Genomic DNA, 11,228 nt, shown 5'->3' on the forward strand with positions numbered 1-11,228 from the left:
AGCACCGGCTCAGCCGAGAGGGCCAGCCCACCCGAGCGGGCCAGCCCACCAGCAGCCGCACCGCTGCCGGTCAACCCCACCATCGACCTCCACCAAGCCCACCACTACATCCTCACCGCCTGAGCACGCCCCCGCCGGCGGTGGGGCAGGTGGTGCGTGTCCGCATACTGCGCTTAGGGGTCAAGGAGTCCGGCAGCGGAGAATGCGCGCTGATAGATCTGGCGAATCACGTCCTGCTTGCGCTGGTTGTATTCCTCGACTGACTCCCGGCCGCTGTTGGAGGCCTCTGCCGCGGCACGCTTTGCGTCGCGGTAGAGGTCCCTGTCCGCAGGACTGTGACGCAGCCAGTCCCGGAACAGCCGGTGGCGGTATGCCTCAGGGCAGCCGGGCGACCACACATGCAGGTTGCAGCGCGGCTGCGACAACCTCAGGCAGTGGTGCTTGTACCACCAGGGTTCGCTGACGGTGTGCGTGAAACCGGCCTGCTGAAGCTGCGGAAGCCAGGCACTCGTCTTCGATGAGTCCGCCACAATCAGGTCAATGTCGATCACCGGCTTGGCCGGGAGTCCCGGGACAGCGGTCGAACCGACATGCTCGATGCTCAGAGCCCGCATCCCAAGCGCACTGCGGATGCGATCCGCGATCTGCTGGAACCATTCCGGCCAGCGCGGGTCCGGAGCCACTACAGCAATCTCCTCCCGCGGCGGTTCGGAGCCATTCACCCACGGGGATTCCCCCGGCGGCGGGGGAACATCCCTGAACGTGACAATCTCGGACGCCTCCAGCACGCTGTCCCTCCTTATCCGCAGTGCCGCGCTATAGGCCCTGCCACTCAGGTTTGCATGCGTAAGTCTGGCGGTAGTAGTCAGCAAGTTCCAGGCGTGAGGCTGCAGCGTCATCCACCAACACGGTGACATGGGGATGGAACTGCATCACGGTGGCCGGCCAGCGGGCTGAGACCGGGCCCTCCACCAGCTGGTGAACGGCCTCGGCCTTCTCCTCCCCGAAGGCGAGCAGGATCAGGTGCCGCGCTTCGCTGATGGTCCCCAGCCCTTGGGTCAGGCAGTGTACGGGGACCCGGCTGATCTCGCCGTCGAAGAACCGCGCATTGTCCCGCCGGGTCTGCCGAGTCAGAGATTTGATGCGTGTCCGTGAGGCCAGTGATGAGCCTGGCTCGTTGAACGCAATGTGTCCGTCAGTGCCGATGCCCAGCAGCTGGATGTCCACTCCGCCTGCCGCCTTGATCTCCTGCTCATAGGCGGCACAGGCGGCGGTCAGGTCCGCAGCCGACCCGTCGGGACCCTGCACCTGTTCCGCCGGCCAGTCCAGATGGTCCACGAACTCCTCCGCGATCACATTGCGGTACCGCTGCGGATGGTCGGCAGGCAGCCCGACATACTCGTCAAGGGTGAAGCCCCGCGCCCGGGCGAAGGAGAGCCCGGATTCCTGGTGCCGGCGAATCAGCTCCTGGTAGACCCTCAGGGGGCTGGATCCGGTGGCCAGCCCGAGGACCGAGTTCGGAGCCTTCCGCAGCTGGGCCTCAATGACATCGGCAGCCAGCACCGCCAGCTCATCGGCGGGTCGGATGACAACCTCCACGCTCACCACGTCCTTTCTGAGTCACGGTCCGGGTGCCCTAGCCACAGCACACCCTCCTGAGGCAGCAGGCGCCCGGCAGCGACGAGCCGAGCCAGCCTCACCGCCCCGTCCAGCGGATCGCCAGCCGCTTGATGCTCGACCACGGCTGGGCTTCGGCTTGTGAGCCGCGCCGAGAACGCCGTGCGCACCGCGTGGGAGCCGCTGAGGCCCCCGGTGAGCACCACCTGAGCCGGATGGTCCTCCTCCAGGGCAGCCAGAGCACTATCAGCAGCTTCGGCGCCGGCGCGGGCGACCAGTTCAGCCGAGGCCGCGTCCCCCGCATGCGCCAGCTCCACCACGTCGCGGGCGAACTCGGCAAGCACGCCGGCGCGGTCCTGACGGGTGTAGAGCTGCGCCGGCCAGTCACCGGGCGGGCCGAAGCGGCGCACCGCGGCGTCCAGGAGCTGCTCTCCGTCTGAGGCTCCGCCGCCGGGTGGAACGCCGTCTACGCAGCGAATCGCCAGTTCCAGTCCCTGCCGCCCCAGCCAGGCCCCGCCGCCTCGATCGCCCAGCAGGTGACCCCAGCCGTCCACGCGCCGCCACCGAGGAGGGAAGCTGCCTGCCGGATCAGGTCCGGGGTGCCCGACGGCAATGGCCCCGGTCCCAAGCGCCGCCACAGCGCCGCCTTGGCCGCCCAGGGCGCCGAGATGGGCGGTCACCGCGTCGGTCGCCACAGCGACGGCGACGCCGGCGAGGGCGGCGAGTTCTCTGGTGAGTCCACCGGGGTCAGCGACCAATGAGGTGACTCCGGTGGCTCCGATGCCGATGCCGCGAACAGCGGCCATCTGCTCCGGCCAGTTCCGGCAGGCGGTGTCCACCAGCTCGGCGGCGAGCTGAGGAGCGGAGCTTCCCTCGGCACTGACCTCAGCCCGCGGACCCACCACGTCTTCTCTGCCCTCCGGGGAGGTCAGGGTCATCCGGCTCCCGGTTCCGCCGATGTCGATGCCCAGCACGGGGCCATCGGGTGTGGTCACGAGCCCGGCTCCCTGCGGTGCGGCCTACTCTCCGGCGCGGCGGCCCGGATGGCATCACGAACTGAGCCGGCGTGCTGCTCAAGCAGGGCAGATGCCTCGGCAGATGAGACACCCGCCAGCGAGGTGACAATAGCGGCCTTCAGGTCGCCGCGGGTGCGCTCCAGCAGCTCCCGCGCCGCGGCGTCGTCGACTCCCACGGTTTCGCAGAGGATGCGTACTGTCCGCTCCCTCAGCTTGGCGTTGGTCGCCACCACGGAGACCATCAGATTCTCCCAAGTGCGCCCCAGAGCGACCATCAGCGCAGTGGAGAACCCGTTGAGCACCAGCTTCTGCGCCGTGCCGGCTTTCAGCCGAGTGGAACCGGTCACCACCTCGGGCCCAGTATCCAGCGCCAGGTGAGTATCCGCCCAGCGGGACAGCGGCGCCTGCGGATTGCTCGAGACCAGCACGGTATAGGCCCCGGCATCCTGCGCTGCCTTCAGCGCCCCGCCCACATACGGCGTGGATCCGCTGGCCGCCAAGCCGATGGCGACGTCGTCAGGGCCCAGACCAGCGGCTGCCCGGCGGCCGTCGGCCACCGAATCCTCAGCGTTCTCCACCGCGTCCTGCAGGGCTTCCGGCCCTCCGGCGATATGCCCCACCACCCTGCCGGGCTCCAGGTTGAAGGTGGGGCCGAGCTCGCTGGCGTCCAGCACGCCGAGCCGCCCGGAGGTCCCGGCCCCGAAGTAGTGGACGGTGCCGCCCCGGCGCATCCGCTCGGCTGCCAGGTCCACGACGTCGGCCAGCTGCGGCAGCACCGCGTCCACGGCGGCGACGGCGGCCCCATTCTCCGCGTTGAGCAGCTGAAGCACGCCCAGGCTGCTGAGTTCGTCGAGGTTGCGGCTGCGCGGATTGCGCTGCTCAGTGGGAGGAAGAGCGCCGGGCTGCTCTGACGGCGGCAGCGCGCCGGGCTGCTCAGAGCCGGTGTCCTGTCTCATTCGGCAGATCCCGTCATGCCCTGCGGGTTCGGCTGCTCCCGCGAGGGCGCGGCCGGGGCAGGGGAGGAGTGGCGCAGCGACAACAGGCCGCCGACGGCGAAGGTCACCAGGATGCCCAGCAGCGGGTACCACTGCCAGGCCACCCACACCTCGCCGGTGACGTACTTCTCCATGACGAAGAAGAATGCGTTGACCCCGACGGCGACGACGAAAGCGATATTGGCATCCAGCGCCCGCGCCCGCTTGTTAAGAATCCCGAAGATGAAGGCGCCCAACAGTCCACCGTAGGTGATCCCGGCGACGCCGAGGGCCAGCACCACGATATTGCCCTCATCGGTCTGGAAGACCGTGGCCGGCGCGATGAATGCCAGCCCCCAGCCGATAGTCGCCCACCGGCCTATGCGCAGCCCCTGCCGGTCGGTCAGCGGGGCCTTGGCGAACCGGGCGTAGACGTCGTTGACGGTGGAGGAGGACAGTGCGGACAGCGACGAGGACAGAGTCGACATCGCTGCGGCCAGAATGCCCGCTAGCAGCAGCCCGGAGATGCCCTGCGGAAGTGCCTCGATGATGAACAGCGGGAAGATCTCGTCGTCGCGGGTCAGTCCGAGGGCATCCGGGGAAGCCTGCTCGTAGTAGCTCCACAGCGCCAGTCCGACCAGCAGGAACAGGGCGAACTGGACGAAGACCACCACCCCGGAGACGATGATCGCCTTCTGGGCCTCGGCCTTTGTGCGGCAGGCCAGCAGACGTTGGACCACCAGCTGGTCCGAGCCGTGTGAGGCCATGGCGAAGACGGCGCCGCCGAGCAGTGAGGCGATGAAGGAAGCATCCGCAGAGATCGGGTTGCCTTCGAAGACGAACATGGAGAACTTGCCGGCGTCTGCGGCTTCGCTGAACCATCCAGCACCGGTGGAGGCGGTGACCACAATGATCGCCAGTACACCGCCGGCCACGTAGAGGAACATCTGTGCGACATCGACCCACACCACGGCTTTGATCCCGCCGATGAAGGTGTAGACGATGGTCACCACAGCCAGCACCACGATGATGGTGAAGTAGTTGGCGTGGATGCCCATCCCGTCCAGGATGATCTTGACGGGGATCGCCGCGGCCAGCACCCGGATGCCGTCGGCCAGCAGGCGGGTGAACAGGAAGGTGACGCCCGCAGTGGTCTGGGTGGTCTGCCCGAAGCGTTTGCCCAGATAGGCGTAGGCGGTGATCATCTCGCCGTCGTAGTAGCGCGGAAGCATGAAGAATGCCACCACGATCCGGCCCAGGATGTAGCCCAGGCCCAGCTGCAGATAGTTGATATCGCCCAGGTAGCTCATCACCGGGATACCGATGACGGTGAGCGCGCTGGTCTCAGTAGCGACGACGGACAGGCAGACTGCCCACCAGGGCAGGTTCCGTCCGCCCACGAAGTAGTCCCTGAGCCCGGACTGGCGTCCGCTGAGTTTCAGTCCGAGCCAGGCGGTGGCGGCCAGATAGGCCACGATCACCAGGAGGTCGATGGTCCGCATTGCAGTCCCCTTTCAAGGTCGGCCGAGCACGCGCAGGTGTGACGGCAGCCGGTCGAGTGGAGCGGGTAGACGTAGTGGTTGGTGTCCTGGGGTGAGGCGTCCGGCGACAGTACCGCGGGCGGCCCCGGTGACGCTGGGGAGAGTGGCCGGAAGCCCATGCCAGCTCAGCCAGCCGATGAGAGCCATCAGGCAGGCCTCTTTGGCGCCCTCCGGCAGCCCGAAGGACTCATCGGTGGTGCTCAGCCTGACTCCGCTGCCCAGTTCCTCCCGCAGGCGAGTCATCAGTGTGCGGTTGCGTGTGCCGCCGCCGGAGGCCACGACCTCCTCAACGCGGTGCGCTTGGCATGCCTGGGCCGCTGTGCGGGCGGTCAGGACTGTCAGCGTAGCGATGGCGTCGACTTCGCTCAGCCCCGGGTGGGCGTGAAGATGCCGTTGGAGGTATGCCGAGCTGAAGAGCTCCTTGCCGGTGGACTTCGGCGCGGGCAGAGCGTAGTAGGGATCAGACAGCAGATCCTCCAAGAACGCCTGATCAACCAGGCCCTGGGCGGCGAGGGCGCCGTCGTAGTCAATGCTGCGAGCCTCACCGGTGATGCGCCGGGCCATCAGATCGATCAATGCGTTGGCCGGCCCGGTGTCGAAAGCGATGGTCTCCTGCCCCGGGGACACCACGGTGATATTGGCGATGCCGCCGAGGTTGAGCATTGCTGTCGGTGTCCCGCTGCCGGAGAGCAGAAGGTGGTCCATGATGCTGACCAAGGGGGCGCCCTGCCCTCCGGCGGCCACATCCCGGGACCGGACATCGGAGAGCACCGGAGCGCCGGTGGCCTCGGCGATCCACGCAGGCTGGCCCAGCTGAAGGGTGGAGGTGACCTGCCCCGCGGCGACGTCGTGGCGGACTGTCTGTCCGTGGGAGACCACCAGTTCGCAGGTGAGTCCCGTCTCGGCGCAGAGGTCGACCACTGCCTCCGCACAGGCTTGGCCCAGCCGGGCGTCGACGCTGCTGACCACCTGAAGCTCCACCTCACGCGGCTCCAGCAGCCGCAGGATGTCCATAGCAAGATCGGTTTCGAAGGGGACTTCCCGGGCTGCCAGCAGGCGCATGGTCAGCTCACGCTCTCCGGTTCCGGACGGCTCGGAGCCGAACTCGACCAGCGCGACGTCGAGCGCGTCGGCAGAGGTGCCTGCCATCAGTCCGGCGATGATCATGGCTTCTGCCGCGCCTTTCCGGAGACCGGCTGCGGAGTGTGCGGAGCGGGCATGGTGAGTTCGGTGCGGATCTTGTAGCGGTCGCCGCGGTAGACCGAGCGGACAAACTCAATCGGCGTTCCCTGTGCACTGCGGGAGGTGCGTTCGAACAGCAGGGCAGGGGTGTGGACCGGCACACCGAGATGCCGGGCCCCCTCCGCCTCGACCACAGTCGGCTCAATGGTCTGGACGCTGCTGCTGATCTCGATGCCGTGCTGGTGGAGGAGTTCGTAGAAGGACTGGTTCTCCAGATCATCGGCCCTCAGACTCGGCAGGAGGCGGCGCGGGACGTGCAGCTCCTCCAGGGCGATGGGTTCGTCGTCGGCCAGGCGCAGACGCCGGACGGCCACGATCTCCTCGCCCTCGCTCAGCTGCAGCTGCCGCTGCACCCGAGTGCCGGCCGGGGAGACCTCGAACTCGAGTGTGTGAGCCCCTGGCTTGAGACCGCGGGCACGCATGTCCTCGGTGAAGGAGCTGGCGGCCAGTGCCTGATCCAGTTTGGGACCCGTCGCGAAGACCCCCGAGCCGTGGCGTCGGCGCACCGCGCCCTGGGCGACGAGTTCGTCGATGGCGCGGCGCAGCGTCATCCGGGAAACGCCGATCTCCTGGGCCAGGTCCCTCTCCGGTGGGAACTGATCGCCGGGCGTCATCGTTTCGAGACGATCCAGGAGCAGATCACGCACTGCGTGGTACTTCGTCACCAGACCATTGAGGCACACACCACTTCCGAAATCAAGACCACTGGACTAACTTTGGAGTCGGACGCAGTGACAGCACAGGCAGGATCAGCCTGCACGAATACCTGGATGCGAGCACACCGGTGAATCAGATCATCTCCGCAGCCTCGGCGCTGACCCCGGACGGGGGACTGGCCCCCTATTGGATCCGGACCGGCGGAGGGCGGGTGGTCGACGCTGGGTATGGCGCGCCGCCGGAGGCTGTTGATCTGCACCTGGAGCAGGGGACGCTGTCGCCGGGATTCGTCGATGTGCATGCCCACGGCGGGGGCGGGGCATCCTTCACCGAGGGCACCGCGCAGGCCAGAGACGCGCTGGAAGCGCACCGCAGCCGCGGCACCACCACCATGGTCGCCTCCTTGGTGAGTGCGCCCGTGGAGCTGATGCTGCAGCAGACCGAGCAGCTGCGTCCGCTGGTGGCCGCCGGAGAGCTGGCCGCCGTCCACTGGGAGGGGCCCTGGCTCAGCGATGGGCACCGGGGCGCTCACGATGCCACGGCGCTGAGCGCACCCTCGGCTGACGCCGTCTCAGCGCTGTTAGGCCATCCGGCAGCGGAATTGGTCCGCTGCATCACCCTGGCGCCCGAGCTGCCGGGCGGTCTGGAGGCGATCCGCCGGCTGCGTGGGGCCGGAATGGTCATCGGGGTCGGCCACACCGGGGCGGACTGTGCTGCCACACGGCAGGCGCTTCTGGCAGGGGCGACGGCGGCGACCCACCTCTTCAACGCGATGACCGGCCTCCACCACCGGGAGCCCGGCGCAGCATTGGCGCTGCTGGAATCCCCGGACGCTTTTCTGGAGCTGATCTGCGACGGCGTGCACCTCCATCCTGAGATGATCCGCTACGCCTGGCGCACCGCTGAGCGGAACGGCGGATCCCAGCGCATAGTGCTGGTCTCTGACGCGATGGCGGCCGCTGCCGCCCGGGACGGGGACTACACTCTGGGCCGCCTCGCAGTGCAGGTGCAGGACGGCGTGGCCCGAGTGCTCACCGCCGACGGACGTCCCGGTGCTATTGCGGGCTCCACCCTGACCCTGGCCGAGGCCGTGCGCTGCAGCATCGCGGCGGCCGGAATCGCTCCTGCGGACGCCCTGGCCGCGGCCACCGTGAATCCGGCGCGGATGGCGGGGCTCGACGACGTCGGCCAGCTGGCCCCGGGCAGACGGGCCGACCTCGTGGTGCTGAACGACCAGTGGGAGGTTCAGCATGTGATGCGCCGAGGAGAATGGCTCAGCTGAAGCGCCGACAGCTGAAGCGTGCACCCGCGCCGCCGTCGTCCTGGAAAGAAAAATCCCCGCCTGACTGAGCAGAGCTCCTTGTCAGACGGGGCAGATGCGGAGGCGGAGGTGTCTGGTTTCAGGACATCGTTCCGGGGTGTGGCAAGACATAGTTCCGTTTGATGTGTCAGTAGATCGTTCCGCGGCTGTGTCAGGACATCGTTCCTGGTATGAGTGCCTCGAAGAACCGCGCGATCGTCCTAGCCGTCACCGAAGCCAAGCTGCCGATTCCCGATGCTGCCCAGCGATTCGAGGTCTCCACCAGGTGGATCCGCACGCTGCTGGCCCGCTACAAAGAAGGCGGCCTTGATGCTGTGCAGCCGCGTTCACGCAGGCCTCACACCAGCCCGAAGGCCACACCTGAAACCGTGGTCACCAAGATCCTGGCCCTGCGGTCCCAGCTGCACCAGTCAGGCCTGGATGCCGGGGCCGAATCGATCTATGCCCGGCTGCCATCTGATCAGCGCGTTTCGGTGTCTACGATCTGGCGGATTCTCAAACGTCACCAACAAGTCGATCCCCAGCCGCAGAAGCGGCCCCGATCTTCCTGGCGTCGGTTCGAAGCAGAATCTCCCAACGAGATGTGGCAATCAGATTTCACACACTGCCGCCTGGCCGATCACACCGATCTGGAAGTCATCTCCTGGCTCGATGACCACTCCCGGTACCTGCTGCACATCAGCGCCCACACCCGGGTCACCGGACCCATCGTGATCGACACCTTCACAGCAACCGCAGATCACTACGGGCTACCAGCCTCAACACTGACCGATAACGGGATGGTCTACACCACTCGACTCGCCGGCATGGGGGCAGGCCGGAACACACAGCCCAACGGATTCGAACAACTCTAGGCAGACCTGAACATCACTCAGAAGAACGGCGCCCCTGGTCACCCCACCACTCAGGGAAAGATCGAACGATTCCACCAAACCCTGAAACGCTGGCTGCGCACCGCCGGAGCACCAGAAGACCTCACCGGACTGCAGCAGCAGCTGGACACCTTCCAAGACCTCTACAACCATCAGCGACCGCACCGGGCGCTGAACCGCAGAACACCAGCCACCGTTTACGCCGCCCGTCCCAAAGCCGGCCCACGGGTACAACTGAACAACCGCAGCTGGCGAATCCGATACGACAAGGTCTGCCCCCAAGGACGAATCACCCTGCGCTACGCGGGCAAACTGGCTCTTCGGATTTCAGGTGGGGATGTAGCCATCGAGGCCTCCGCCGATCAGCAGCATGCGTAGCCGGTAGTTGTGACGGTTGCGGAAACCGCGGGCGATGCGCCGGGCGAGCTCGATGAGCCCGTTGACGGCCTCGGTGCCGCCGTTGTTGGCCCGCCCAGTAGTGAAGTAGGCCAGGAACTCTGTGCGCCACCTCCTGAGGGTCCGCCCGAGTCTGGCGATCTCCGGTACCGGGCAGGACCGGAAAGACTCCAGCACCTTGATAGCGATCCGCCGGCCTGCCCTGAGGTCTTTGTGCTGGTAAGCAGCCCGGAGCTCTTGAGCGCATTGGAAGGCCAGGAAGACCTCCTCATGACGGGGGTCAGCGGTGATGACCTCCTCGATCTTCCGGGCCTGGGCTTCGGTGAGGTTCTCAATCCCTGTCTGCAGCAGCCGGCGGATCCGGTAGAGCGGGTCCCCCTTACGTCCACGGTGGCCCAGGGTCTCTTGCTGGACTCTGCGCCGGACCTCATCCACAGCCTGGGTGCCGAGTTTGACCACATGAAAAGCATCCAGGACGGCGGTGGCCTCATCGAGCTCGGAGTCGATAGCGTTCTTATACCCGGCGAAGGGGTCCAGCGGGGCGATCTGGATACCGTTGCGGAAGTCTTCACCGCGGGCAGCAAGCCAGTCGGCGTAGACAGTACCGGTGCGCCCAGGCACCAGATCCAGTAACCGGGCGGCTACCTTGCCGTCTGCGTCTCTGGTGAGGTCGACCATCCCGGTCAGCGCCTTCGGGCCTCGCCGAGCAGGGTTCACGTGATGCCATATATGCTCATCGACCCCGAGGGTGGCCACGTTGTGGAACCGTCGCTCATCAGCAGCAGCAGCTTCCAGCAGCGGGCGGATCGCGTTCCACGCGGTGTGCCAGTCCACCCCGAGCTGGCGGGCCAGGCCCTGGACCGAGAGGTTCTCCCTGCGCATCATCATGACCCCGTAGGCCATACACCGGCGGGTCAGCAGAGCCCGTGGGGCGGCCACTTTCGGGTTCTGCTCGGTGAACACACCCCGGGAGCAGGCTGGTTCTTGGCACCGCCACCGGCGCTTGACCCACACCAGCCGGGCCGGACTGCCGTAGACCGGGGCATCGATCAGTTCCACAGTCTTCCGGCCAGCGCTATGAGCGATGATCCCGCAGTCCGGGCACCCCACCCGGGCAGGAGTTGATTCCACCACCACCTTCAGCAGAGAAGTCATCGAGGGCCGTTGAACGGCGATGACGTGCAAGCCATCGAGGCCGGCGAAGAGGTCACAGTTATGGCAGTAGGAGTACTGGCCTGCTGGGCAGACAGAATCAGGGCGCGTATTCTCGAACATCGGGGTCGGGGACTTCCTGGATGTGCGGTTTGGTCGCTACACATCTTCAGAGCCCCGACCCCTCCTTCACCGCGTACTCAGCTCACCGGCGCGTCGTCTGCCCCCACCTCAGATCCGGAGAGCCGGCAAACTCCGCCACCTCAACATCGGACGAGCACACCGTGGCCAACGCGTCCTCGCACTGGTCCATGACCGCGAAACCATGGTCATCGACCTGACCACCGGAGCCATCCTCGCCGAACACCTCATCGACCCCAACAGGGACTACCAGCCCAAGAAAAAGTGAACGATGTCCCGACACACCCCCACGCCAAAAA

Annotated in this window: 12 protein-coding genes; 3 read left to right on the forward strand and 9 right to left on the reverse strand. The window is 66.8% G+C overall.

Going from position 1 to position 11,228, the window contains the following annotated elements:
• Positions 1-173: 173 nt before the first annotated feature.
• Genes Q1K09_RS12400 through Q1K09_RS12430 form a run of 7 tightly spaced genes read right to left on the reverse strand, consistent with a single transcriptional unit; the run spans position 174 to position 7,055 of the window.
• A complete protein-coding gene (locus Q1K09_RS12400) occupies positions 174-788 on the reverse strand; it encodes a GrpB family protein (RefSeq protein ID WP_300345766.1) in 615 nt (204 codons plus the stop codon).
• Between the two features lie 28 nt (positions 789-816).
• Positions 817-1,599: a glucosamine-6-phosphate deaminase gene (gene nagB, locus Q1K09_RS12405; protein ID WP_300345781.1), complete on the reverse strand. Its 783-nt coding sequence runs from the start codon at positions 1,597-1,599 to the stop codon at positions 817-819.
• Positions 1,600-1,601: 2 nt separating this feature from the next.
• Positions 1,602-2,612, reverse strand: a complete 1,011-nt coding sequence (locus Q1K09_RS12410; protein ID WP_300345768.1) for a BadF/BadG/BcrA/BcrD ATPase family protein — start codon at positions 2,610-2,612, stop codon at positions 1,602-1,604.
• Positions 2,609-3,589 (reverse strand): N-acetylmuramic acid 6-phosphate etherase, encoded by a 981-nt coding sequence (gene murQ, locus Q1K09_RS12415; RefSeq protein WP_300345770.1) that lies wholly within the window; start codon positions 3,587-3,589, stop codon positions 2,609-2,611. Before murQ ends, Q1K09_RS12410 begins: the two co-directional genes overlap by 4 nt.
• Complete coding sequence (locus Q1K09_RS12420) at positions 3,586-5,109, reverse strand: sodium:solute symporter (protein ID WP_300345772.1); 1,524 nt, start codon at positions 5,107-5,109, stop codon at positions 3,586-3,588. The genes murQ and Q1K09_RS12420 overlap by 4 nt, the downstream gene beginning before the upstream one ends.
• A 12-nt stretch (positions 5,110-5,121) precedes the next feature.
• On the reverse strand, positions 5,122-6,315 hold the full coding sequence (locus Q1K09_RS12425; RefSeq protein ID WP_300345773.1) for an anhydro-N-acetylmuramic acid kinase: 1,194 nt from the start codon (positions 6,313-6,315) through the stop codon (positions 5,122-5,124).
• Entirely contained in the window at positions 6,312-7,055 is a 744-nt protein-coding gene (locus Q1K09_RS12430; protein ID WP_300345774.1) for a GntR family transcriptional regulator, read from the reverse strand. Before Q1K09_RS12430 ends, Q1K09_RS12425 begins: the two co-directional genes overlap by 4 nt.
• A 119-nt stretch (positions 7,056-7,174) precedes the next feature.
• Between Q1K09_RS12430 and Q1K09_RS12435 the strand changes: the two genes are divergently transcribed.
• From Q1K09_RS12435 to Q1K09_RS13120, 3 genes are all read left to right on the forward strand, one after another.
• The gene (locus Q1K09_RS12435) at positions 7,175-8,329 is read left to right on the forward strand and encodes an amidohydrolase family protein (RefSeq protein ID WP_300345776.1); all 1,155 of its coding nucleotides are present in this window, start codon (positions 7,175-7,177) and stop codon (positions 8,327-8,329) included.
• Positions 8,330-8,538: 209 nt separating this feature from the next.
• A complete protein-coding gene (locus tag Q1K09_RS12440; protein ID WP_300345778.1) occupies positions 8,539-9,222 on the forward strand; it encodes a DDE-type integrase/transposase/recombinase in 684 nt (227 codons plus the stop codon).
• A gap of 12 nt (positions 9,223-9,234) precedes the next feature.
• On the forward strand, positions 9,235-9,618 hold the full coding sequence (locus Q1K09_RS13120) for an integrase core domain-containing protein (protein ID WP_366909445.1): 384 nt from the start codon (positions 9,235-9,237) through the stop codon (positions 9,616-9,618).
• Here Q1K09_RS13120 and Q1K09_RS12445 read toward each other — a convergent pair.
• A complete protein-coding gene (locus Q1K09_RS12445) occupies positions 9,568-10,791 on the reverse strand; it encodes an ISL3 family transposase (RefSeq protein ID WP_300345779.1) in 1,224 nt (407 codons plus the stop codon). The genes Q1K09_RS13120 and Q1K09_RS12445 overlap by 51 nt on opposite strands.
• A 202-nt stretch (positions 10,792-10,993) precedes the next feature.
• Positions 10,994-11,228 (reverse strand): hypothetical protein (locus tag Q1K09_RS12450; protein ID WP_300345780.1); only part of this gene is annotated, 235 nt, incomplete at its 5' end.

Origin of the sequence: Nesterenkonia sp., assembly GCF_029265375.1 — a bacterium.
Taxonomy (GTDB): domain Bacteria; phylum Actinomycetota; class Actinomycetes; order Actinomycetales; family Micrococcaceae; genus Nesterenkonia.

Coding starts and splice junctions, on each gene's coding strand:
- murQ (WP_300345770.1), bottom strand. CDS start 3,589: ATGAGACAGGACACCGGCTCTGAGCAGCCCGGCGCGCTGCCGCCGTCA.
- Q1K09_RS12420 (WP_300345772.1), bottom strand. CDS start 5,109: ATGCGGACCATCGACCTCCTGGTGATCGTGGCCTATCTGGCCGCCACC.
- Q1K09_RS12425 (WP_300345773.1), bottom strand. CDS start 6,315: ATGATCATCGCCGGACTGATGGCAGGCACCTCTGCCGACGCGCTCGAC.
- Q1K09_RS12440 (WP_300345778.1), top strand. CDS start 8,539: ATGAGTGCCTCGAAGAACCGCGCGATCGTCCTAGCCGTCACCGAAGCC.
- Q1K09_RS12445 (WP_300345779.1), bottom strand. CDS start 10,791: ATGACTTCTCTGCTGAAGGTGGTGGTGGAATCAACTCCTGCCCGGGTG.